The 25,946-nt window shown below is 25.9% G+C and carries 22 protein-coding genes; 18 read left to right on the top strand and 4 right to left on the bottom strand.

The genetic code is table 4. The annotated features are described in order from the left end of the window. Positions 1 to 18 precede the first annotated feature (18 nt). Positions 19 to 999 carry a 3'-5' exoribonuclease YhaM family protein gene (locus tag EMELA_RS01360; RefSeq protein ID WP_028124407.1) on the top strand — a complete coding sequence of 327 codons (981 nt, stop codon included), beginning with the start codon at positions 19 to 21 and terminating at the stop codon, positions 997 to 999. A gap of 71 nt (positions 1,000 to 1,070) precedes the next feature. Here the strand turns inward: EMELA_RS01360 and EMELA_RS01355 are convergent, their stop codons facing one another. From EMELA_RS01355 to EMELA_RS01345, 3 genes are read right to left on the bottom strand one after another with little or no spacing between them, the layout of a single operon-like run. Further along, complete coding sequence (locus EMELA_RS01355; protein WP_028124406.1) at positions 1,071 to 1,478, bottom strand: HIT family protein; 408 nt, start codon at positions 1,476 to 1,478, stop codon at positions 1,071 to 1,073. Further along, a complete protein-coding gene (locus EMELA_RS01350) occupies positions 1,478 to 3,535 on the bottom strand; it encodes a lipoprotein (RefSeq protein ID WP_028124405.1) in 2,058 nt (685 codons plus the stop codon). Before EMELA_RS01350 ends, EMELA_RS01355 begins: the two co-directional genes overlap by 1 nt. Further along, positions 3,535 to 6,375: a lipoprotein gene (locus EMELA_RS01345; protein ID WP_028124404.1), complete on the bottom strand. Its 2,841-nt coding sequence runs from the start codon at positions 6,373 to 6,375 to the stop codon at positions 3,535 to 3,537. Before EMELA_RS01345 ends, EMELA_RS01350 begins: the two co-directional genes overlap by 1 nt. A gap of 156 nt (positions 6,376 to 6,531) precedes the next feature. Here EMELA_RS01345 and EMELA_RS01340 point away from each other — a divergent pair, with 156 nt between their 5' ends. The 14 genes from EMELA_RS01340 to EMELA_RS01270 all read left to right on the top strand — a co-directional run bounded on the left by EMELA_RS01340 (position 6,532) and on the right by EMELA_RS01270 (position 24,511). Beyond that, positions 6,532 to 7,758: an aminotransferase class V-fold PLP-dependent enzyme gene (locus tag EMELA_RS01340; protein WP_028124403.1), complete on the top strand. Its 1,227-nt coding sequence runs from the start codon at positions 6,532 to 6,534 to the stop codon at positions 7,756 to 7,758. 9 nt (positions 7,759 to 7,767) lie between these two features. Then, the gene (locus tag EMELA_RS01335; protein WP_028124402.1) at positions 7,768 to 8,196 is read left to right on the top strand and encodes an iron-sulfur cluster assembly scaffold protein; all 429 of its coding nucleotides are present in this window, start codon (positions 7,768 to 7,770) and stop codon (positions 8,194 to 8,196) included. Between the two features lie 54 nt (positions 8,197 to 8,250). Beyond that, positions 8,251 to 8,835: a 5-formyltetrahydrofolate cyclo-ligase gene (locus EMELA_RS01330; protein ID WP_034971209.1), complete on the top strand. Its 585-nt coding sequence runs from the start codon at positions 8,251 to 8,253 to the stop codon at positions 8,833 to 8,835. A gap of 176 nt (positions 8,836 to 9,011) precedes the next feature. Next, the gene (locus EMELA_RS01325) at positions 9,012 to 10,292 is read left to right on the top strand and encodes a glucose-6-phosphate isomerase (RefSeq protein WP_028124400.1); all 1,281 of its coding nucleotides are present in this window, start codon (positions 9,012 to 9,014) and stop codon (positions 10,290 to 10,292) included. 140 nt (positions 10,293 to 10,432) lie between these two features. Further along, complete coding sequence (locus tag EMELA_RS01320; protein WP_028124399.1) at positions 10,433 to 10,936, top strand: dUTP diphosphatase; 504 nt, start codon at positions 10,433 to 10,435, stop codon at positions 10,934 to 10,936. Position 10,937: 1 nt separating this feature from the next. Beyond that, a complete protein-coding gene (locus EMELA_RS01315; RefSeq protein ID WP_028124398.1) occupies positions 10,938 to 11,687 on the top strand; it encodes a TrmH family RNA methyltransferase in 750 nt (249 codons plus the stop codon). A gap of 80 nt (positions 11,688 to 11,767) precedes the next feature. Next, entirely contained in the window at positions 11,768 to 13,186 is a 1,419-nt protein-coding gene (locus EMELA_RS01310) for an NADP-dependent glyceraldehyde-3-phosphate dehydrogenase (protein WP_028124397.1), read from the top strand. Positions 13,187 to 13,330: 144 nt separating this feature from the next. Next, positions 13,331 to 15,808, top strand: a complete 2,478-nt coding sequence (locus EMELA_RS01305; protein WP_028124396.1) for an MOLPALP family lipoprotein — start codon at positions 13,331 to 13,333, stop codon at positions 15,806 to 15,808. An 18-nt stretch (positions 15,809 to 15,826) separates the two neighbouring features. Then, positions 15,827 to 20,932, top strand: coding sequence for an ABC transporter permease (locus EMELA_RS01300; protein WP_028124395.1), 5,106 nt, complete (start codon positions 15,827 to 15,829; stop codon positions 20,930 to 20,932). Between the two features lie 337 nt (positions 20,933 to 21,269). Then, positions 21,270 to 21,590: a hypothetical protein gene (locus EMELA_RS01295; RefSeq protein ID WP_100608953.1), complete on the top strand. Its 321-nt coding sequence runs from the start codon at positions 21,270 to 21,272 to the stop codon at positions 21,588 to 21,590. Continuing rightward, positions 21,583 to 21,918: a hypothetical protein gene (locus EMELA_RS01290; RefSeq protein ID WP_100608952.1), complete on the top strand. Its 336-nt coding sequence runs from the start codon at positions 21,583 to 21,585 to the stop codon at positions 21,916 to 21,918. The genes EMELA_RS01295 and EMELA_RS01290 overlap by 8 nt, the downstream gene beginning before the upstream one ends. Before the next feature lie 344 nt (positions 21,919 to 22,262). Further along, entirely contained in the window at positions 22,263 to 23,807 is a 1,545-nt protein-coding gene (gene mobL / locus EMELA_RS01280; RefSeq protein WP_100608950.1) for a relaxase MobL, read from the top strand. 8 nt (positions 23,808 to 23,815) lie between these two features. Continuing rightward, positions 23,816 to 24,229 carry a hypothetical protein gene (locus EMELA_RS01275; RefSeq protein ID WP_100608949.1) on the top strand — a complete coding sequence of 138 codons (414 nt, stop codon included), beginning with the start codon at positions 23,816 to 23,818 and terminating at the stop codon, positions 24,227 to 24,229. A 15-nt stretch (positions 24,230 to 24,244) separates the two neighbouring features. Continuing rightward, the gene (locus EMELA_RS01270; RefSeq protein WP_100608948.1) at positions 24,245 to 24,511 is read left to right on the top strand and encodes a hypothetical protein; all 267 of its coding nucleotides are present in this window, start codon (positions 24,245 to 24,247) and stop codon (positions 24,509 to 24,511) included. Here the strand turns inward: EMELA_RS01270 and EMELA_RS01265 are convergent. Continuing rightward, positions 24,483 to 24,887 carry a hypothetical protein gene (locus EMELA_RS01265; RefSeq protein ID WP_100608947.1) on the bottom strand — a complete coding sequence of 135 codons (405 nt, stop codon included), beginning with the start codon at positions 24,885 to 24,887 and terminating at the stop codon, positions 24,483 to 24,485. The two genes, EMELA_RS01270 and EMELA_RS01265, sit on opposite strands and share 29 nt — an antisense overlap. Before the next feature lie 49 nt (positions 24,888 to 24,936). Here EMELA_RS01265 and EMELA_RS01260 point away from each other — a divergent pair, with 49 nt between their 5' ends. From EMELA_RS01260 to EMELA_RS01250, 3 genes are read left to right on the top strand one after another with little or no spacing between them, the layout of a single operon-like run. Further along, on the top strand, positions 24,937 to 25,209 hold the full coding sequence (locus EMELA_RS01260; RefSeq protein WP_100608946.1) for a hypothetical protein: 273 nt from the start codon (positions 24,937 to 24,939) through the stop codon (positions 25,207 to 25,209). Further along, entirely contained in the window at positions 25,184 to 25,372 is a 189-nt protein-coding gene (locus EMELA_RS01255; RefSeq protein WP_100608945.1) for a hypothetical protein, read from the top strand. Before EMELA_RS01260 ends, EMELA_RS01255 begins: the two co-directional genes overlap by 26 nt. A gap of 1 nt (position 25,373) precedes the next feature. Next, positions 25,374 to 25,946 carry an ATP-binding protein gene (locus tag EMELA_RS01250; RefSeq protein WP_100608944.1) on the top strand — a complete coding sequence of 191 codons (573 nt, stop codon included), beginning with the start codon at positions 25,374 to 25,376 and terminating at the stop codon, positions 25,944 to 25,946.

Here is a 25,946-nt window from a genome sequence, read left to right as displayed (position 1 = left end):
TTAAATAAGGAGTTACAAATGAAAAAAATTAATGAATTAAATAGCACATTTTCATCAACTGATTTAGTGGTTAGACTTGAAAAAGTGATTGTTTCAACAGCAACAAATGGTTCATCATATTTAATTTTAAATTTATCAGATAAAACTGGTAGAGTTGAAGCTAGAAAATGAACAGTAACTGAAGAAGATAAACAAATGTTACAACCAAATAGTTTTGTTTTATTTAAGAATGCTGCTGTAAACGAATTTAGAGGTGTATTACAGCTTAAAGTTAATGATTATAGTATTCTTAGCGAAACTGAATTAAATAACCTTGGATTAGAAGCAAAAGACTTTATTATTGAAGCACCAATTAACGTTGAAAAGAATTATGCAAAATTAATGAGTATTCTTGAAGGTGTCACAAATGACACTTATCGAACATTAACAATTGGATTGATTAAAAAATATGAAAAAGAATTTTTATCATATCCAGCTGCAATGACAATTCATCATAATGTTAAAGGTGGTTTATTCTGACATAGTTTTACATTAGTTAAAAACGCATTAGCATTAAAACCAAGTTATGCATATGCATCAATTGATTGAGAACTATTAATTTGTGGAGCGATTCTACACGATATTGGAAAAGTAATTGAAATTATTGGTCCAACAGGAACTGATTATAGTTTACAAGGTAAAATTATTGGGCACATTAGTATTGGAAACACAGAACTAAATAAATTAGCTGAAGAATTAAATATCTACAAAGATGATCAAGGAAATATTAATGAATCATTAACTTTATTACAACATATGATTATTGCTAGTCATGGTAAAAAAGAATATGGTTCACCAACAGAGCCTGTAATTATCGAAGCAATTATGTTATCAATCTTTGATGACTTAGATGCAAAAGTATTTAAAATCAATCATGAACTAAATAAAGTTGAACATAAATCATGAACACCAAGAATTATTAGTGTTGATGGAAAAATGTTTTATAAACATAAAAAGTAATGTAATGTAACTTAGGTTACATTTTTTTATATTTAAATTAATAATAAATAAAAGATGACATATGTCATCTTTTATTTTGATATTTCATTAAATACATCTTCTAAACTTGCATATTTTAGATTAACATTTTTAGCATGTAAGAATCCTTCATCTTCTTTAAATTTAGGTAAGATGTGTTCATGATAATGAAAAACTACTTGTCTGGCAATTGCTTCTTGATTAGACACATAGTTAAATCCTTTAACACCGTCTAACTTTTCTTGTAGTATTTCAGCAACTATTTTTTTTGCTTTACCTACTTCAGCTAAATAGATATCTGGAGTTTTAGTAAGATTTTCAGCATGTACTTTTGGAATTACTAAAGCATGTCCATCAGTAACAGGGTGAATATCTAAGAAAGCATATACATATTCATTTTCATATATTTTATATGAAGGGATTTCTTGTTTGATGATTTTACAAAATAAACAATCTTGCATTAATCTGAACTTCCTGAATCGTCTTCTTTAATATATTTAGAAATCTCATCGTATAATGCTTGGTATAGAACATTATCTCCATCCATAATGTATTTAGTATAAAGTTCTTCTTTAGCTTCTGTAGTATAGTCAGTATCACCTGTTACTAAACCATTTTCGATTTCAGATAATAATAATTCTTTTTTAGTTGAACTCAAGTTTTTAACATCTTGACTAGTTTGAGAAGACATTTCTCATCTTTGAGTTAATTCATAAACACCTTTTGGATCAGCGTTTCTTGATAATAATACTGAGTGTAAGATTTTATCAGTATCTTTAACTTTAGCTTGATCATCAGCGCTAAATGCATTTTTAAAAGTAGAATCTTCTTTGTTAATTACTTCATGAATACCTAACATTGTTGAAGTTTCTTTTTCAACTTTAACAGTTACTTTTAATGTAGAAGTATCACCTAAAGTAATTGATCCACCAGCATCGCTTTGTGCTTTAATGTAAATGTTTCTTGTTTTGTCTTTAATAACATCTAATCCTGTTTCATCTTTATATGCATTTACATTGTCAATGTAAGGACTATATTTATCTCCAAGTGGAATTCAAGTATTTTCAGGAATAGTAAATTCTGCTTGTCCATTGCTTGATAATAATGTTACATTTGAACTATCAAAAATATCATTTAAGTATAATGGTAAAACAAGTACTATTTCATGTTCACCAGCATCACCAACTGAGAATCCTTGGTCATTAGCACCAGTTAATATAGTTGGAGCATTAATTGCTTTAGCGGCTGTTTGTGCATCAGTTGAAATACTTAATGATCCACTGATTGCTTCAATACCACTTTCACTATTTTTAACAATACCATTGTATCCAATTAATCCTAAGAATGGGTCTGTTCCTAGTTTTGTAACATTTTCTAATTTATCAACACTGCCTTCTTTAAATTTTTCAATTAAAGTTGCAATGTTTCCTGAGTTTAAAATAATGTTACCACTAGCATCAGGAATTCCTAAAGCTTTTTTATATGCTTTAACTCATTCAGTAGTGTCTGTTGATACATCTGATTTAAATGATCAAATTAATTTTACATTTGAAGTTTTTGTATCTGAGATTAATGAGTTTTGGAATGAAGATACTAATTTGTTTGAAGTATTTAATCTAGCAAACGCATTTGTATAATTTTTTGAAGTATAGTTTGTTGAATATAAATTACTATCTAAGTAAGCTAAACTGATTAATTGTGTGTATAAATCAGGAATAATTTTAGCATTAATATAACTTTGGAATCTATATTTCATGATTTCATTTCCATTGAATCCTTCAACAGTTTCAGATTTTTTAATTAAGAATGGAGCACTTATGCCACCAATAGATGTATCTTTATTAATAATTTTAGTTGTTGTTGGTAATGCAGTTACTGCTGTATCATTGAATGCACCTACTAAGAAGAAATTATTAGTATTACTATTTAATATTTCTAAAGTTGGTGTATTTCTAATAGTTTGATTAAATTCATTTCTAGCTTGTCATCTAGTTAATGTATCTGAACCATCAGCTTTATAATAAATTGAATAATTAACTTTTGCATCATCTTCAAATAAGTTAAATGCATTTAATGAATGTTCGTTCATGTAATCTCAATCATTAACAATACCATTATTTGTAATAATTTTTGATGTATATTCACTATAGAATTTATTAGTTGCTAAACTATCTAATAAGTTAGAAGTAATATTTTCATCAGATGATTTTTCTTTTAGTTTAAGTGTTGAAGCAAGTGAAGCATTAGTTGCTTTATATTCTTCTTCTGATATTCTTTTATCTAAAATTTTAAGTACATCAGCAATAATTTCTGTATCACTAATTCTTAAGAATTTTTCTGCTTCTGAAACACTAATTAAGCCTTGATCTTTCATTTTTATAATAAATGTTTCATATACTGCTTTATCTTTAAAGTTTAATTTGTTAAATCTGTCAACAGGTTTTGAACAAGAAACTACTAAAGAAGAAGTTGTAGCTGTTAAACCAACAGCAGCTAATATAGCTAATATTTTTTTCATTATTTTACTCCTCCTTCATGTTTATTTAAGTTGTTAACGATGATTTCATAAGTTAAATATGAACTTGGCAGGTTGTAAACAAATATTGTTTCTTTAGCTTTAGAAACTAATGTTTTTCAAATTGCACTTTTGTCTAAACTGTCAATGTCAGCTTTTAAAGCATAATTTGGAATGAATTTTTGCGCATTTGGTGTTTTTTCAAGATCTTTCATTTGTTTTTTATAATTACGTTCAGTTGAAGTAACTCAATCATTGTTTTTGATTTCATAGTTAGTTCTAAGGTCAGTAATTTTTTGTTGTTGGTTTTTAATAACACTTATTAATTCAGCTGTTGCTTTAGCATCTACTGAATTATCTGTTGCAAAGAATTTTTCAAATAGTTGAGTGTAGTTACCATTTGTACCAAAAATTTCATCTAGGTAAGTTCATAATCATTGTCCTAACATTCCAAAGCTTTCAGTTGTTGAAACAGCAGCTTTAGCGTCAGCTAAAATATCATAGTTATAGAATAAGTAAGATTTATCTGTATCAGATGTTAATAATCCTTTAGCAATTGTATTGTTAACTAAAAATCTTTCATAATCATTTGTAACTGAGTAGTTTAATATTTTACTGTAATCGTTTCCAAATGTTGTTCCAAGATTATTAATAATATTTGATTTAGAAATATCATTATTAATTGATTCTTCTGGTGTTGATGGAGTACTTTCTCCTTCTGCTAAATAATTACTTGTTTTTCCACCACTTTCAACTGTAAGTTTAGGATTTAATAAATAAGGAATTAATTCTTTATTAGTATTTGAAAGTAGATCATAAGCAATTGATTGTTGTTTATCTTGTTCAGCTGTTTGAACTGTTGCTTTTTCAGTTGATTGACTTTGTAATAAACTGTATCCATCAATTTTCATAAAGTGTAAACCATCAGTATCAATGAAAGCAATAATTCCATCTTTAGCGTTTAATACTTTATAAGGTTTTTTAACTGCAGCAGCTTCTCCATTTTTTTGTTCTGCTTCTGCAAGTCTTCCTAAATCAGTTACAAGGTTAAATAATTCATTCATACCTATTTTAGCTTCAACAGTGAATCTTTGAACTGTTTGATCAAAGTTATGTCATCCAGAAACAATGTTTGTGTTTTCTGAAGTTCAAGTTGATTCTGTTGAAGGTTTATATTCTTCAGGAGTTGTTGTTAAAAAGTCATAAACTGAGTATTTAGCTAAGTTTGAATATGTTCCACTTGCTGTGTCATAATCTAATGTCAATAATTTATCATTCTTTTTAGCTGTTAAGTAAGGAGTAATATAACTTGAGTTTGCTCCCATTTTTCATAGTCTTCCATCAGATGAAATTCCATTTGTTCCATTTGGAGCATTTGATCCACGATAAAAAGTTTCAAAATCAGTAAGTCCAGTTGTAGTACTTGTTTCAGCTTTAGCTTTTGTACTTCCTCCACCACTCGCATTATCGTTATTTAATACGTATAAATTATAGAATTGTGAGAAACCTTCAAAATATCTAATTAGATCATTTGTAACTTTAGAAGTATCTACAAATTGTGCAGGACTTATTTCTTTATTAATATCAGGAGTTGCATTTGCATTAATTTTTGAAAACTCTAAAACAATTTCAGAAGTAGCAACTGGTTTTTTAGTATCAAAGTATTTATCAACTAAAAATCTTTGATAATTTGAAAGAATATTAGTTTTTTGAGTTTCTTTGTTTTCATTTAAAGTTGGAGCAATAGAAACAAGTTGTGTTTTATTTAATTCACTTGCTGGTCTAGCATTATAGTTATAAAAGTCTTTGTATATTTCACTTGATAATTTAATACCTTGAACATCAGTAATTTTAAAAATGTTGTTATTAGCTACACTAATTTGTGAAACTGTCCCTTTAGCTGCATTTGATTCTGGGTTATTAGCAAAAGTTGCACTAATTCCTGATAAGAAAGTTCTTCAAGTTAAAGTATCTAAAAAAGCATCATTTGTATTTTCAATAAATTCGATTGTAAATTTACTTGTAGTTTGACCAAAAGCATTTTTACCACCTAGTGCATTTATTAAATTAATGATTGAAGTAATTTTTTTATTATCTACTGTTGCTTGCGCTGTAACTTTTTCATCTAATTTTCCATTTATTACTGTATCAGCATTAGCTGTTAAGAATTCTGATAGTAATCTTGAGATTTCAGTATCATTAACTTTTATTGATAAATAACCTTTTGCTCAAGTTGAATCTGTTGTACCAAAACCAAGTGTTTTTGAAAGGTTTGCATATGCTGAATTAGATGAATTAGTTAAGATGTAGTTTGAAATTCAAGCATTTTCTAATAATTTTTGATCATTATTAACTCAAGGATATTGCCCTCTTAAATATTTAATTCAAGCTTTTGTGCTTTGTTTTTTACCATCTAAATAAGTTTTTCTAGCACTGATCATTGCATTATTTGCACGTCCATAAATTGTGTTAGGTGCTTTTGAATCTTTCCCATAATCTGTTTTAAGAGTTTCAGCTAGTTTTTCTCCACTTTCATTTAAATATTCACTTGAATCTGCTGCGATACCTTTAAATATGTTGTTGTCCTTGCTTGCTTCTTCATAAATTGCCACAGCAAAAATATTATAGAATTCAACTAAGGTCTTGTGTGGATCCTTACCTAAACGTCCATAAGTATCGTTGTATCAATTCAATAAGTCTTTAGTGGTGATTGTTAAACCACCGCTATCATTAATAAACGTATCTCCATATTTATCATCATTATTGTTTGAACAAGATATTAAAACACTTGTTGCACTTGCTGTTAATGAAAGAGCACCAATTAGTGATAGTAGTTTCTTCATTTTTCTTTCCTCCTGTTTAAAAATTGTTTATTTAACACTTATTATTTATATTTTTATATAAGCATTGGTAATATTATAACCCAAAAGGCATTAAAATTGCCAAACTTTTGTTTCTTAAATAGTATAATTATTTAGATAGAAACGTAGGTTTGTGAAATGAAGGACTTAAAGCATTTTTTTCCATTTAGTAATAAAGCAAGTAATTTAATATATTTTGACAGTTCAGCAACTAGTCTTAAAGTTCAAGAAGTTATTGATGCTGAAATGAAATTTTTAAGCGAAAATGGATCAAATCCATATGCCATTGACTATAAAAAAGGTTTTGAAGCATTTGAATTAATCAAACAAGCAAGAAGCTTATCAAAAACATTTATTAACGCAAATAAAATCGAAGAAATTGTATTTACTAGTGGTGCGACACATTCAATTAATTTATTAGCAAACGGATTAAGAAATAATCTTAAAAAAAATGATGAAATATTATTAACTGAATTAGAACATTCAGCTAACTTATTACCATGAATTGCAATAGCTAATAAAACGGGAGCTAAAATTAAAAAAATAGCATTAAATCATGATTTCACAATTAATATTGAATCATTAAAACAAATGTTAAACAATAAAACAAAAATTGTAACCTTTGCTAGTGTTTCTAACACTATTGGAGCATTAAATGATATTAAATTAATTACTGAAGTAATTAAAGAGTTTAATAATGATATTATTGTTCATGTAGATGCTGCTCAAGCAATTGGCCATATTAAAACAGATGTTCAAGCTTGAAACATTGATTTTATGTCATGATCAGCACATAAAATGTATGGCCCATTTGGGGTTGGGTGTTTATATGGAAAATATGACTTACTTAATACTCTAGAACCAATCTTTTATGGTGGTAGAATGAGTTTAAAAATTGAAGAAAACTTAGTTGATTATACACTTGCAAGTATACCTGAAAAATTAGAAGCTGGTACACCAAATATTAGTGGAATTGTTGGTTACATAGCAGCGTTAAATTTTATTAATAAAATTGATTTACATGAAATTGAAAAACATGAATTAGAACTAAAAGAATACTTTGTAAAAAGAGTTAAAGAAACTAATCTCGAAGACTTTATAACTTTTTATAATTTAGACGTTAAATCACCAATTATTTTATTTAATGTTAATGGTGTAAATCCACAAGATATTACTAATTACTTAGATGATAAATTCAATATTTCAGTACGTGGTGGAGCAAGTTGTGCTAGAAGAATTGAAGGTGTAATTAATACAAAAATTGCAGTTAGAGCAAGTTTTGGAATTCATAATAATAAAGTAGAAATAGACAAATTAGTTGAAGCATTAAAGACTGTAAATAATTTTTTAGATGTCTTATTTTAAGGAGATAAAATGATAGATATAAATGATGATATTTTATTAAGAAAAATATTAATGGAACATTTTACAAACCCTGATAATAAAGGAATTAAACAGCTTGAAAATGCTATTTTAAAAGATGCAAAATCACAAACTTGTGCTGATGAAATGCAAATTGAAATTTTAATTGAAAATCAGACTTTTAAAGCAATTAATTTTGAAGGAACAGCATGTTCTGTAGCAACCTCAAGTGCTGATATATTCTTTAATTTAATTAAAGATAAAAAACTAGACGAAATAAAAACAATAATTAGTGAATATCAAGCGTTTTTAAATACAGGAATCTCAAATAATTTGGCAATTTTAGGCGATTTAGTTGTATTTAAAAACATAAATAAGCAAAAAAATCGTATATTATGCGCCAATTTAGCTATTGATGTTATAAATGAGATTATTGAATAATTTGTTTATTTATAATTATATATGCAATAAATAATTATTTGAAAGGAAAAAACTATGAGTAACAAGAGTCAAATCAGAGACAAATTTTTAAAAACTAGATCTTTTTTATCAAAAGCATACAAAGAAGAAGTTAATAAAATAATTGAACGAAAAGTTAATCATTATATTGAAAGATATAATTTAAATAAAATAGCTATTTATCTTGCAACAGAAAACGAACCAAACACTCTAAACATTATTCAAACAAGTTTAAAAAAGGGTATTGAAGTTTATGTTCCTTTAATTCTTGAAAATAATACAATGGAATTCAGAAGAATTACTAATTTAGAAACTGATTTAGAAAAAAATAAAATATTAAATATTTTACAACCTAAAAAAACTTGTGAATTATTACCAGAAAATAACTACATTAATACAATGTTTATTCCATTAGTGGCTTTTGATCTAAGATTAAACAGAATTGGTATGGGTAGAGGTTTTTATGATCGTTGAATAAATGAAAATGATTATTTAGGATATAAAATTGGATTATCAGCATCTTCGCAATTATCAAATGAAACAATTGATGCTGAAGAATTTGATGTTAGATTAGATAATGTTATTACTGAAAAAGAAATATATGTACCATTTTTTGAATAAGACAAAGACTTTGATTATGATGTAACATACTCAGTATTTAATGACAAAACAATAGTTGGGTAATAAATGGGTTTAAGCCTATTTTTTTATTTTTCTTTGCCGATCAAATTGCTATTTTTTTATATTCATAAGAGTATAATTAGTTTTGTAAAGTAAAAAATTTAAGGAGAAAATGTATGATTAAAGTTGATTTACAACATTCAGGACTAAACGTTGCTAATTTAAATGAAGCAAAAGTTAAAAAAGTTCATGAGATGATCGTTAATAAATCTGGAAAAGGTAATGATTTTTTAGGTTGAATTGAATGACCAAAAACATTTGACAAAAAAGAATATGAAGAAATGAAAAAAATTGCTGCTTCGTTAAGAAATAAAATTGATGTTTTAGTAACTGTTGGAATTGGTGGTTCATATTTAGGAATTAGAGCTGCTGATGAAATGATTAGAGGAATTAATCATTCAGATAAAGTTCAAGTAATTTATGCAGGACACACAATGAGTTCAACATATGTTGCTCAATTATCAGAATACTTAAAAGGTAAAAAATTTGGAATTTGTGTTATTTCTAAATCAGGAACAACAACAGAACCAGGAATTGCATTTAGAACATTAGAAAAACAATTAATTGAACAAGTTGGGGTTGAAGCTTCAAAAGAATTAATTGTTGCTGTAACTGACAAAGCAAAAGGAGCATTAAAAACTCTTGCTAATAACAAAGGTTATCCTACATTTGTAATTCCAGATGACATTGGTGGACGTTTCTCAGTTTTAACACCTGTAGGAATCTTCCCATTATTAGTTGCTGGAATAAATACAGATAATATTTTTGCTGGTGCAAATAAAGCAATGGATGAATTAATTCAAGGCGATTTAACAAACGAAGCATATAAATATGCTGCAGCACGTAATGCATTGTACAATCAAGGATACAAAGCAGAAGCTTTAGTTGCTTATGAATTACAAATGCAATATACAGCAGAATGATGAAAACAATTATTTGGAGAATCAGAAGGAAAAGATAATAAAGGTTTGTATCCAACTTCAATGATCTTCTCAACTGACTTACACTCATTAGGACAATGAGTTCAAGAAGGTGCAAAAAATGTTTTATTTGAAACAATTATTAAAATTAAAGAACCAGTTGCAAACATGTTAGTTGAAGCTAATGCTGATAACTATGATGGGTTAAACTACTTAGCAGGAAAAACATTCCATGAAATTAATTCAACTGCTATTGAAGGTGTAATTGATGCACACGTTAACACAGGTAAAATGCCAAACATTGTATTGGAATTTGATAAAATGGATGATATTCAATTTGGTTACTTAGTTTACTTCTTTGAAATTGCAGTTGCAATGAGTGGATACTTATTAGAAGTTAATCCATTTGATCAACCAGGAGTTGAAGTTTATAAATACAATATGTTTAAATTACTTGGTAAACCAGGAGTTAAATAATAAAAAAACTATACAGAAGTTAAATTAGTCAATAATTTAAACTCTGTTTTTTTTTATTTTCAATACTTTATTTTAAAATTAAAAAAAATATTAAGTTAAAATCAGTAATATAGAATATTAAAAAGGTTAAAGGAGTCATTATGATTAAAAAAGCAACACTTAAGTGATTAAGCGAGCAACAAGAGTTTTTAGATAATAAAATATTAGAAAAGCATAAGTTAGCATTAGACCATGATATGTTTAGAAAAAAGATAATTGCGTTCTGAGTTGAATTAGGTGAATATGCCAATGAAGAAAAAAGTTTTAAATATTGAAAACAAGGTGCGCCTGGTGCTCGCAATGTTCAATTAGAAGAATATATTGATGGGTTACATTTTATTATTAGTATTGGTAATCAAATTAACTTCGATTTTGAGCAATTTGATTTTAATGATTTAGGTTACAAAAATAATATTCATTGTTACTTTGAATTGATTAAAGATTTAACAAGTTTAGTTAATACACCAAATAATCAAACATTTGCAAATGTGTTCAATGCATTTTTACAAATTGCTAAAGTGCAAAATTACTCAGAAGCTGAGCTAATCGAAACATACAAAGCAAAGCATGAAAAGAATCAACAAAGACAAGTGGATAATTACTAATATGGAAAAGATAACATCAGTAACAAATAATAGAATTAAAGATATTGTTAAGTTAAGAGATGAAAAGAAATTTCAAATTGAAGAACAAGCATTTTTTATTGAAGGACTTCATATGGTTGATGAAGCAATTAAAAGAAACCTTGTTAGAAGCATCTTTTTAGAAGAAAGAATGTTAGATAAGATTGATGCATCAATGAATTATGAATGCGTGTTAATCACAGATAATGTATCTAATAAAATTGCTTCAACAAAAACAAACCAAGGAATTTTTGCAGTTTGTGAATTAGCAACACAAAAGCTTAATTTAGATCAAAATATTTTATTACTTGATCAAATACAAGATCCTGGTAATATGGGAACATTAATTAGAAGTGCAGCTTCATTTAACTTTCAAACAGTGGTTGCATCTAACCATTCAGTAAGTTTTTATAATCCTAAAGTATTAAGATCAACACAAGGAAATTTATTTTCAGTTAACTTAGTCAATGCTGATTTATTAACAACAATTAATGAACTAAAAGAAAATGATTACATAATCATTGGGACTGTTTTAAACACAAATTGTAAATCATTAAGTAGCATAACTTTTGATAAAAAACAAAAATATGCATTAATAATAGGAAACGAAGCAAATGGAATTAGTCTTGAGTTACATGACCTAATTGATATTAATTTAAACATTGAAATGAATAATGATGTTAAATCATTAAACGCAGCAATTGCTGGTTCTATTATTATGTATAATATCTAAAATTAAATGAATTTAATTTTTATGTTGCTTTATAGTAGGTTTAATGTTTTACAATTTAATTAAGTCCAAAGGAGGACAATATGAAAAAATTTAAAGCAATAATTAATAACAAAGAAATCGAAACAAAAACTTATTTAGACATTATGGATCCAGCAACTGGAGAAGTTTATGCTCAAGTAAGCGCTTTAGTAGCAGAAGAAATTGATGAGGCTTTCAAAGCAGCTAAAGCAGCTCAAAAAAAATGAGAAGCATTAGGTGTAGAAAAAAGAATTGAATTTTTAATAAAATGAAAAGAATTGTTATTAGCTAATGAACAAGATTTAGCTACAACAATGATGCATGAAATTGCAAAATCTTATAATGATTGTTTAACTGAAGTTCGCAGAACTGCTGAATACATTTATTTAACAATTTCAGAATACAAAGATATGGATGTTTTAACTTACAATAAAGATTCAAAAGGAATTACAGAAGATATTATTGCTAAATACAAACGTATTGCAAAAGGTGTTGGTGTCGCTATTTCACCATTTAACTACCCTATTAATTTAAGTGTTTCAAAATTAGCACCAGGATTATTAACTGGAAATACATTTGTTTATAAACCAGCTACTCAAGGTAGTGTTGTGGGAATAAAAATCATTCAATTAGCAGTTAAAGCAGGAATACCAGCTGGTGTTTTAAACGTAGTAACTGGACGTGGAAGAGATATTGGAGATGTGATTGTGACTAACCCATTAATCAATTTCATTTCATTTACAGGAAGTGTGCAAGTTGGAAAAAGATTAATGCAAATTTCAAGTTCAAAAGATTTAGTATTAGAACTTGGTGGGAAAGATGCTGCTATCTTGTTAGATGATCATAACTTAGAGCATATTGCAAAAGATATTGTTGCTGGAGCTTATAGTTATTCTGGACAAAGATGTACTGCAATTAAAAGAGTTATTACAAAAAATGCAATCGCTGATAAAATTGTTGGATTAATTAAAAATGAAGTAATTAAATTATCTGTTGGTTTACCAATTGATAATCCAGTTATTACACCAATGATTGATATAAAAAGTGCTGATTTTGTAATGGATTTAATTAATGATGCAACAAGTAAAGGTGCTAAAGTGTTACATGGTGGTACAAGAAAACAAAACTTATTAGAACCAACTTTACTAGATTATGTAACAGTTGATATGAATGTAGCTTGAGAAGAACCATTTGGACCTGTTTTACCAATTATTAGAATTGAAGAAATCGATGAAATGATTAGAGTAGCAAACAAATCTAATTTTGGATTGCAAACATCAATTTATTCAAAAGATGTTGATTTAGCTTATAAAATTGCTGAACAACTTGAAGTAGGAACAGTTAATATTAACCGTCGTACTCAAAGAGGTCCTGATGTCTTACCATTTTTAGGAGTTAAGGATTCTGGATTTGGAGTTCAAGGAATTAAAGAAACTATTTTATCAACAACAAGATATCGTGGAATCATAATTAAAAAATAACAAACTATAAGGTTTTATTAGCCCTTATTTTTTATTTTTAAAACAATTATTTTTTCTTAATTTTTAATTTTGAAACTCTAAAAATGGTATAATTAAATAAATATTTTTAATTATATTAAATCAATAAACGGAAAGGGAGTTAATATGAAAAAAATGCTTTTAAGTCTTACTGCAGTTAGTATGATTGCTTCAACAACTGTAACACTAGGATGTACATATACTGCAAAAGCAAGAAGTGAATTTGCTAAAAGTATTCAAAAAATTATTAATGTTGCTAATGTTTCAGCAGAAGCTCAAATATTAACTTCTAGTAATAAAGCAGAACAAGATAAAATAGTTGTTCAAGACTACAAAAATAATAGTAGAAAAATTAATGGTGTTGAATATTCTTCATCAAATGCAAATGTAGATTATTCTTATTTAATCAATAATTTTAGTGGTTTAAAAGCTAGTGCATTTTTACCAAAAAGTGATTTAGTCAACTCAACAGTAAATGAAGGTATTGATGATAATGTTAAAATGGATCGTTACTTATTTAAAAATTATGGAAAAAATTGAGTTAACAACATAACTTCTTCAGCTATTAAAAATGATGAAATTTATAAAGGAACTAAAACAGGTTCAAGTAGTATAACTAAAACAGCTGGTATAGCTTCGTCATTATTAGGAATGGTTTTTGGTAGTGACTTTAGTACTGCTGAAGCTGGATTCTTAAATGATAATATTGCTACATTATTAAACCAAGTTCCAGATGCAACAAAAGAAAGTATTGCTACAACTATTGATGGTATTGCTGATAAAATTAAAACTTTACCTGATTTAAGTCGTGTTTTAGTTAATCCATTAAATGCATATGTTGGAAGCACACGTTATGAAGCATTTACTAAGATTAGTGATACATTCTGAAAAGCTATTTTAAACAAAAATGGAACTGAAACTAAAGCAGACGGTGAAGTAGGTAAAACTATTTCAACAGTAGGTTCTGCGCTTCAATATGTATTTACACTTGTGTGATATGTACAAGAATTTGCTGATTTAACTGATAAAACAATAACAAGTGAAGATTTAACAGATGTATTAACAGAAAAAGTAACAACAGATGATGTTAAAAATTATGATCAAATTAATATTAATAAGTTATTTAAAGTTTTAAACAACTTCTTAGATCCAGGAAGAGATATTCAAAAAGCTAAAAACTTTGTTATTATTCTTTTAGGAATTCCTGCTGAAAGAGGAGATTTTAAACCAAAAACTAACATTATTTTTGATTCATTATTTAATGTTTTAGCTGGCAAAGAAACTACAGGAAACACATTATCGGCAAGTTCAAGATCAACTAACATTTTTGGTCTTAATATTGAACAAATCATTAAATTCTTAATGGGCTTAATAAATTCAAATAACACATTACCAAAAGAAGTCATTAAAGAAATTTATAGATTAATTGATGTTTTAAAAGAAATACTAGCAGATGAAGATAAAAGTATTTATACAATACTTAAAGTATTATTAAATGAAGTATTGTTTAAACCATTAACAGAAGATGGCAAATCAATTTTATTAATTGGAGATGTTTTATATTTTGTAGCTGATTCAATCAATAAAAAAGCTGGGAAAGTAGTGATTGATGCTGAACCATTTAAATTAATTGGAAGTATAGCATCAGTTCCAAATCCTTTTGGGGCGTTAAATAATGGTGGATTATTAAAAAGTATATTCCAATCAGTTAATTACTTTACAAAAAAAGACATTATTGGAGAAGCTGTAATTCAAAACTTTAAAGATTTAAGCTCAATATTTAATACTAAAATGGATATTATATTTACACAAATGTTAAATGTTGATTATGATAATAACTTACAATTCTTATATGGATTAAAAGATTGAACAATTGCAAGTATTTTTAAAGCAATTGGAAATCAATTTAATGAAGCCAAATATGAAAGTAATGAATACTTCTTTGATTTAGGAGCAGTTAGAACAATTTTATTATCGCTATTAAATAAAAGTTTTGAACAAATAACTATTATTGATGAAGAAAATAAAGAAGAAGTTTTAGAAGAACCTAATAACTTATTTGCAACGTTAAAAGTTGTCGCTGCAGCAGTGCGTAATAAAACTGTTAAATTTAATGATGTTGAAGTTAAAGATTCAAAGTCAATAGTTAATGTTTTAGGACTAGATCCTAAAAACTCAAGTAAATTTATTGATGGAAGTATTTTTGATGCAATTGCACAGGCATATGGTCATGGTGTTATTCTTAAAGATGCTGAAAAAAATGAAACAAGAGTTGAAATGCCTGAAAAAGGTGAAAATACAATTAGATTAATATCATTGTTGTTTAAAGGAATTTTATGAATGACAAACGTATCAGAAAAAAAATATTATGACGATCAATTTGGGCATTTTGTGGATCAAAATAATTGAACATCAAATATTTTAAGTTATACCAATTTTGATAAAATTCATGAAGAAGCAAATATTAAATATAATTTAATTTATCAAAATAAAAAATACAAAATTAAAGAAGTATATCAAGTAACTTTAATTAGAGAAAAAACACCAGAAAACGAATGACTAGGAAACAAATATTTTGCTGTTTCAAGTATAATCAGAAAATAAAAATAGAAGGAGGGAATTATGAAAAAACCAAGCAATTGATTGCTTTTTAAACAAGGTTTAAAAGGTATCTTTAAATTTAAAATTCAGTTTATCATTATTTTAATACTTTCTTTTTTATCAATTTTTATTTTAACTACATCTATTTCTTTAAGAGACAGACTGAATAATACATATAATCAGGTTGTTAAAAATGTAGATAAATTTGATTATCAGTATGATGATGAACTTTTTACTAATAACCCAGAATCAAATGCTAATAAAGTATCACAAAATTTAATGTTGATGTATACAAATGATAATTCTTACTCATTGATTAACAATAAAGAACAAAGATTTAACTTAGCTTTTAATAAAGTTTATAGTGGAGAAACATTTATTACAAAAGCATTTGAAGATCAAAGAATCAAAGATTTATTTAAAGCTGATTCAAACGTTGAACCTCAATCTAAAGAATTCACAATCAATGTTAGAAACATATTGATGGGACACTTTTATGAAGCATTAATAAAAGCACTAAAAGGTGAAGATACTAATTCAGAATCAATTAAGAATTTATTAAATACTCCAATTTATGCATATGCTAAAACTTTAAATACTGAAGAAATATTTAAAGATAATGAGTATATTCAAGCTGAATCAACAACTATTGATAAAGGTCTGGATATCACAAAAATAAATAGTAAAAACTTATTTACTTTTAGTTATACAGCATTTACAGGGGTAGTAGCTTATATTGCTAATGTAAACATTCTACTTAACCAAGCACAAAATGAAAACTCATCTATTACTGAAACTGCTATTAAAAGTGCAGTTACCCCAGAGTTATATGAAATTATAACAGGAAACCAACAAGGCCACCAATCTACAAATGAAGGTAAATATATCGTTAATGAAAAAAATAAATACTCATTAAATGTTATTAGTAATGAACCAAACAATATTATTGAAATTCCTTCAAGTGATGCAAATAGTATTATTGCAGCAATTAAAGAAAATGGTCTAAAAGGGATTTCCACACCTACTTTTAAAATAAAAGATATAGATACTTTATCTAATAAAATGATTAGCATTTCAAATTTTAGTTTAGAATCAAATGCTACAAATGATGATTGATCTTCAAGAATGACAGTATTTGATAATCCAAGCATGCCTTCTTGAGATTTTGACAATATTTATAATAATTCTTCATTAAATTGAATTTTAGAAGGGAAAAATCATTCAGCTTATTGGGATGAATACGTCAGAATATCTCAAGTTTTAATATTTTCATATCAAATGCAATTAGAAATAGCTGCCAGTGCATCTAATGTTAAATATGAGTTAAGAAAAGATCTTTCAGTTTTTGATAATGTTTCACAAATTGAATATAAATTAGTAATGCTAGATGATATGAAACAATCTAATTTAAAAATTCTAAATCCTGATAAAGGAGGAAGATTACCTTTAAATAAAGGAGAAGTTTTAATTTCTGAACAATTTGCAAGAGCAAGAAACATTAAATTATTTTCTGAAATCAAGATTAAATCACAAAACTTTATTGTAACAGGTTATGCAACAGATACATTTTCATATTATCCAGTAGTTAATGATGATCTTCCTGTACCACAACCAAAAAACTCAGTGATTGTTTATGGTTCTAGAGATAGTTTAAGTGTTATAAAAGATAACGCACCATCTGGACAAGCTGGATCAATTACAAAAACTTTTTCAAGAAGATTCATTTGACTAAATAAAGATTCAAATTTTGATAAATTTAATATATTATTTACACCATCACAAAAAGCTAAAGGTTTTGATGAGTCAGTTTATAGATATTCATGAATCTTACAACCACAAGTTGTATTAGTTTATAGTTTATTTACTATTATTGTGTCAATGATCATAGGTATTATTGCACTGGTTGGATTAATTATTTCATTGAAAAAATCAATTAAAGCGAACACAAAACAAATTGGGATTTTAAAAGCATTAGGAGTAGAACCTCATAATATTGCTCTTTCATATATAGCACAATCAGTTATTATTGCTATATTTATTATTCCTTTAAGTTGATTTATTGGACTATTGGTTCAATCAGGATTTATTCACTTATTTATTCCTTATTTCAGTATTCAACTATATCAAATTCAAGTTTCTGTCTTACCATTAATTTTAGGATTTGTATTGTTTGGAGTTTTATCAATCTTAATTTCATTCTTTACAGCTTGAAGATTAACTAACAAACCTGTAATGGAAATTTTATGAGTTGAAGAATCAAGAAAAAAACATTCTTGATTATTAAATAAACTTAAAAACACAGTATTTAATAAATCTAAATTTACATTAAAATTCAGTATTACTTTAGCTTCTGCTAACAGAAGAAATATTTATTTAATGACTGTTATTATTTTCATAACTTCATTCTTAGTTTCAATTGGATTCTCAATTCCAGCAATTGTAAGAACAGGTGGAAATGCATATTATAAAAATGTCGATTATTCAAATAGTTATAATTATTTAGAACCTGTTTCAAACTCACCATTATCAAAAGGTGCAATTAGTTATTCAAAAAGCCCAAGTGAAATTGATAAAGATTATGTATTGCATGGTAATACACTTTCATATTCAAATGCTTCAAATTATTTTGAATCAACTTATGATACATCACCGATTTCAAAATACATTTATAAAGGTATTAGAGATGATAAACCACTTTACACAAACACATTTAAATATCTTGTATCAGATTCTGCTAACAATAAAAGTTCATTAGGAAGTGAAGAAGGCAAAACTGGACTATTCCAATTAATTGTAGAACAATTTGGTAATAACTTTGCTAACGGAATTGGATCTCAATTTTCAATTGGAACAATTGAACAAGTTCTTGGTTTAATCTCAAACTCTTTATATGATGCAACTAGTTTAGATCCTTTAACAGGAGAAATGTCTAAAACATATTTAACTGATGCACAATCACAACAAAAATATGATGTTATTACTAAAAACCTTACTCAAGCAATTCCATTAATTTTATCAAGTATTTTAGGTTCAAGCGGTTCAAGTAATGGAGATTGAAAAGCACAGATACTATCTGTTATTGTTAACTCAGCTCCTGCATTTGTTCAAAGTTATATTCAAGACCCTTCAAGAATTCAACAATATTCATTTGGATTTGGAGTTAAAAAAATCTTTAAAGACAGTGAAACTTTTGCAACTAATATCGCAGTTTCAAATGATAAATACAAAATTAAGTTAACTGGTTTACAACAAAATCAAAAAGCATTTAATCTAGAAGATAAAATATCTGATAAATTGTTTGTTTCAAGTGATTTATTAGAAGAAATAAACAAGGTATTTAATGGTCAAGAAATTGACCATGATATTGAATATAATGATTTTAAATATTATGATAAAGCAACAAATACTTTAAATGTGCCGATCTTACCTAATAAACAATCATTAAACACATATAAATTAAGTAAAGAAAAAACAATTTCAGATATAACAACAGCTCAACAACAACTATTGTTTGAGGCGAAACAAAAAGGCCAAACAAGTTATGATGTTTTACCAAAAGATGCTTGAGTTTATAATGATAATGATTTTATAAATTCTGATTACTTTGCTAATTCATGAAAAGATCAACAACAAAAAAATCAAATTAAAGAATCTCGAACAGGAATTTATAATACAGATTCAAATTATTTAAACTTATATAATTTAGACAATAACAAATTCACTTACAAATACCTTTACAATGATGACAATTCACTTGTTAATGATGCATATTTATTTAATGATTTTGCAGTAAAAGATAATCAGGGTTCTTCATATATTAGACCATACTATCAATACTCAAATATTGAATTATATTTACCAAAAGCTTTATTAAGTCAAGATCAAATTAATGGTTATGATAAATGAGCAAACTATAGTAAAGATAATAAAAATAAAAACCCTGATGGTTATTATAACAATAATGTTAGTGCTACAGATATTCCTGAAACAGCTAAAAAAGCATGAGAGACAATGTACGGTGCTAATGTTAGTGAAAGTGGATATATCAGAATAAAACCTTATTCATATGAGTACAGTATTACAAAAGAACAAGCAAAAAATTATGGATTAGGAAATATTGTTGATTCTTCAACAGGCTCATGATATTTAGACTCAGTTAGAGCTGGATTATTAAAACAAGAAACAACACAAGTTAAGTATGCAAACAGAGTTTTAAAAATTAATTTAGAAGCAGTTGGAAACTTAGATTCATACAATGGAACTACTACTCTTGTTGATCAAGGATTAGCAAACTTAATTGCTAATTATGCAGTGGCTAAAAAATATGATGTAAACTATAATTTCTTTGAACCAGAAGTTGAATATAAAGCTGGAGAAAAAATTAAAACTCCTAATGGTTCAATTGTCTCTAATTATGATAAATATCTAATGCATAATGATCAGAATGATTTATATGTCTCTGATTATACAAAAATGTTAAATAACGGAGCTAATTCATTGAATTACACACAAATGATGTGAAACAATGCGAAGTTCTCAAATATTAGTGAACCTGTTGATTTAACAACTGGATTCTTACAAACAACATATGAAAATAATGGATTATTACTTCTAGCACATGAACCAATTGGTAATATATCATTTAATGAAATAGTAATGGGAGTAGCTAATCAAAAATTATTAAGTATTGAAAAAGACTTAATTGCACAAATATCTCAATTAGCTATTTCAATTGCAATGTTAATTATTGTAAGTGTTATTATAACCTCATCATTATTGATTATTTTAATTGGTGATATTTATATAACCCATTATCAAAGATTTATGATTTTAATGAAATCATTTGGATACTCAAACTGAAAAGTTCAAAAATACTCATTTGGAACTGTAACAATATTATCAGTACTAGGATGAATATTAGCGACTCTACTAGCTTGTGGTATTCTTGGATTGATAATTGTATTACTAAAATTTGCAGGATTGGCTGTGCCATTTATAATTTCATGGTGACCGTTTGTAGCAAGTTTAGCAGTTGTAGCTATTTCTTATTTTGGAAGTTTAATCTTAATTTCTAAAAAATTAAGAAAAGGTGATCCAGCTAGTTTATTAATGGAAACAAACGAATAAAACGTTAAAAAAACTTATTAATTATTTTTGAAAAAGTTCGAAGATAATTATACAGTTTTTTTTTTTTTTTTTGGGAGTAAAACAAAGTTGGGGGGTCTATAAAAAGTGGGCATTCCCCACTTTTTTATTTGTTAATTGACATAGATAATTAGTGTTTTCTATTTTTGTATACATGCAAAATACTCTTGAGAGCCTGATTTAATATTTCTGTTAAATTAGGTTTTTACTATATATATCTATATATCTATATATCTCTCTCTCTATATCTTATATATTTATATAAATTTATTATCTATGTTAACTAAATTAAGTTTAAGAAAGGATATTTAAATAATTTATGAATATAGATTCAACAATATTTCTTACAAATATTAAGATTGAAGAAATAATATTTTCAGATTCTACATTTAATAAAAATAGTAAGTGAATAAAAATTAAATTTAGAAAGAAAGAAGTAAATATAAAAATGGACTACTTCTGAAGTTTTACAAAAGATAAAGAAACAATAGATAAGGCTTGAAAGCTATGAAATGATGGAAAAAGAGATGATATATCTATTTCAATAAATTTTTGACCAAATAAAAAAAACAAATATTTACAAGAATCGGATATATCCTATAAATTTTACTTGGTTGATATAAAGGATGCTGATGAGTAAAAAATATTTATATCCTTTAAGTACAAAAGATTATCATAGCCTAGAAACTTTAATTAGAAAATATACTTTTGAAACTATTTATAGAATTTGTGATCAATTGAATAAGGAAATTATTAGTTCAAGTATTTACTATAAAAAATATAATATTGAAAAACCCATAAAAAATTTAACTGTTCTTGAACATGATCACTACTGAATTTTAAAACAAATTATTTCTGCAAATGGTAACGATGAAACTAAATTTGTTCTTCGTTATATTAAAAATAAAAATGTCAAAACTAAAGAAAGGAAAAGTAATGAAATCAATAAAAGGCAATTTGATAGTTAAAAATAAACTATTTAAAAATGCTTATTTACACGACAAGAAAATATATAATTCTATTTTTATAAATTGTGTATTTAGAAATATTACTTTTTCTGCTGAATTTTCAAAAGTCAAATTTAAAAATTGTAAATTTCAAAGTTGCATATTTGAGTTTGATTCTGAATGAAGAAAGATAAGATTTATTGAATGCTCATTTACAAAAAATTTATTCTTTCCCAAAACTTTTAAACATATTTATTTCAAGTCAAATACATTTTACAAAAATTTAACAAGTGGAAATATATTAGAAAATAATAAGTTTGTATATAAAGTTAAAGGTATTAAGGATATTTCCCAAATCACGTGAGGTGATCATTATTAAAAATTATCCTACGTTAGTTGATATAAAATATGTTTCAAATGGAATACCAAAAATAAGTAAAAAAGCAAATTGATATAAGTCAGGTGAATATTTAAATTATATTTCCAGAGACGAAGCTGTAATGAAAATTGATTTCACAAAAGAAGAAATTGCTTTGTTAAGTGAAAAAAAGAAACAAGCTGAAATTAAATTCAAAGAACAAATTAATGAATTAAACAGTTTATTGGGTACTCTAGATTTAGATGATAAAAAAGATTTAATTAAAACAACAAGGAAAAAAAGTTTTAAAGATTATTATTTAGCATTAAGTGAAATTACTGCACAAAAGGAATATAAAACTGGTCTTTATGATCTAAATGGTGAAATAAGTAAGAAAGCTTTATATTGAAAAAAACAGGCGTTTAAAAAAATTGACGCTGAAAATCAAATTGTTTGATCAGGTGTTATTTCTTTTTCTAATGATTTTATGGAGAAGCAACAAATTTACAATGGACATGAATTTCATAAAATTGTTTCAAATAACTTAAAAGAATTTTTAAAATTTAATGATTTTAACATTAAACAAATGGAAACTGTTTTGGCTTTTCATAAAAATACAGACAATACACATTTTCATTTTTCTTTCTTTGAAAAAGTTCCAACAAAATGAAATGGAAATAAAAAGGAATTTAGAAAAATGGGAAAACTGGACAAAAATTCAATAAGAGATTTAGAACTAAATATAACTCATTCTATAAAAACAAGAAAACAAACATTTGATGATTTATTTAAAAGTAAAGACAATGTCAGAGAACAATATAATTTAAATTTACTTGATTACAAAAAAGTTTTTGATGATTTAGTAAATTCTACTCAATTACCTAATAAAGTGATTAATAAACTGAGTAATAAAATTAAAAAAATTTCTTCAGAGAATTTTAATTTAACTTTTGGTTCTAAAAAACTTAGTCATAAAACAAGAAAAGAAATAGTTAATTTAACTTATACATTTATTGATTCAGTACCAGAATTAAAATCATCGTTTGATGAATTTCAAAAAGAAAATACAGTTTATGCTGAACAAGAGTTTAAGCGTTTTTTGAAAACTTATAAAAATGAGTATAGTGAAATTGATAATATTAAGAATTTTGATTTAACAAATGAAGAAAAAGGTTGAGATTATAATTTCAATTTAGATGACGAAAAGGAATTTTTAAAATTTAAAAAAAATCAGTTTTTTAATAAAAATATTTTAAGCAAAGATGAAAATAATAATTTTCAAGGAATAATACCTAATTTAGCAAACATATTAATTCAAGAATTGAAAGAATACGATAATGCAAAAGCAAAACAAAGGAATTTCAATAATAAAAAAAATAAACTTGATTTTACTAAAAAAGATTATTCTGAGGAAAAGTGAAAGCAAAACAAAATAAATTTTCAAGTTAATAATGTGATTAATAAATATTATTTACAGGCAAAAAGAAACGCAAATTTATTACAAAGAACAATTGATTACAATAAATCAACAAATAACAAACTTTTTAATTAAGGAGATCTATGGCATTTATTAAAACTAACGGTCAAGTGATATTAAACATCAAAACAGTGCATTTAAAAAACACTTTTAAAATTACAAAAACATTTGATAATGAAACAGGTAAGGAAAAAGAAATTAAAGTTTTTTTAGTTAAAATCCCTTCATCATTAATACCCATGTCTGAAAATTTTTGTTGAATAAATGTTAGTGAGTATTATTGTCAAATGCAAGAACTTGAATGAGAAGCTAAGACAAATAATAAATCATGAAAATTAACTATTGATCCACTTAAAAAATATAGTGTATATAAAAATATTCAAGGCGATGTTAAGGAAATATATCAGTTAAGTGGCGAATCAATCATTAAATATTTTATTGAACAAGAACAAGAAAGAAAAATTTATACGTCAAAATTTTATATAAAAAATGATTAATGAAAGGAGAAAAGAATGAGCGGATCAATGACGATATCAATAATTTGTTTAATTGTTCTTTCGTTTGTGTTTTCAATAATTCTTGGAATATTAGCTATCAATAAATATAGATTTTTTAAGAAAGAGTCAAAAGAAAAAGATTTTTCAACAGATAGGAATGACATCAAAACTAAAAATAAAAAAGAGTTTAAAAAACTCTTCGAAATATATTTAATTATATTTTCTGCAAACGTTCTTCTGGTTAATGTCTTAGTTATGATTGGTTTTTTAACTCAGATTTAATTTTGAAAGATAAATACATATTTCAACCACCAAAAACAGTTAGTTGAATATATCCAATTGCAATTATTATTGTGGTCATAACTTCGGTTAAAAGTTTTAATGAAAAATTATAAAGCTTAACAAGGAAATCATCATTTCAAGCAAGGGTATATAAACCTAAGAAACCGATTGCTAAAATAATGAAAATATTTATTCCTCAAACAGTGAAAAATACTATAATTTGTTTTTTAAATAATTCCAAAGATCAGATCTCTATTGGTCAATCATATTTATTACTTAGCCAGTAAATCAATCCTATTAAAATAATGAAACCAATAGATATAAGAATTGGTATGTACATCATTGAAAGTATTTTCTCTAAAAAAATTCAATACATAATAATATTCTCCTTTCCATAATCATTATACCAATACAAATAGGAGATGATGTTTATCACAAAATTAACCAAAACAGAATATATAAAAGACTTTGCAACTAAACACAATATAAGCCAACGCAAAGCTAAAGGCTTAATAAATACAGTGTACGCACACTTATTAAAATCCATGAATGAATATGATTGTGTATTTACACCACTAGGTAAAACTATGGTGGTTAAAAAAGAAGAATGCTCAACGTATCAGAACATTACAAAAATAGAAATCAAAATGATCGAACAAAAGGAGAAAGTTGATGTCAAAAGAAATCAAAAAAGATAAAACAATAGATAATGTAAAAATTGATTTTTTCGATGTTAAAAAACAAGAATCAATTTTAAATCATACAAATAAAATAGATAAAAAATTATTAGAAAAAGAAGTTATTAAAATAGTTCCTTGTAAATCTTATAAGAGTGCTGAAATAACTTTAATGGTGAAATAAAATGGAAAATATAAAACCACTGTATGTCTTATCTAAAGAAAAATACATAAGTCATATTGATAATTTAGTAAAACAACTTAAAAAGGATAAAACAAATCCAGACTTTACAAAAATTGTTAAAAACGGCAGAGAGTACGAAGTAGCTATACAAAATGGTTATAAAAACTTAAAAACAATGCCAAACTTTTATGTTTATGGAAATGTTGGTGCTGGAAAAACATTTAATTCAAGAAAACTTGAAGAACTAGGAATGTTTGTTAAATGATCATATTTTTGAAGACAATTTAATGAACAAACTTTTATGTTTGAAAAAAGTAAAACAATTTTAACTCCACTTTTGATTATTGATGATATAGGTTCAAGTGCTCTAACTCCAATTCAATTAGAAATATTGTTGGAAATAATTGATATGCGAATGGATAAAAAATTAAAAACAATTATAACTACAAATTTATCATTAAATGATTTACAAAATAAAATGAAAAAAATTGATTTAACTCAAAATCAAAGAATTGCTGATAGGCTAAAAACCTTTACACATGTTAATTTTGACAATGAAAGTTTAAGAGTCTAA

It is taken from the genome of Mesoplasma melaleucae (genome assembly GCF_002804105.1).
GTDB lineage: Bacteria > Bacillota_I > Bacilli_A > Mycoplasmatales > Mycoplasmataceae > Mesoplasma > Mesoplasma melaleucae.
The sequence above is the reverse complement of the archived record's forward strand: the minus strand, read 5'-3'. Positions and strand labels throughout refer to the sequence as shown.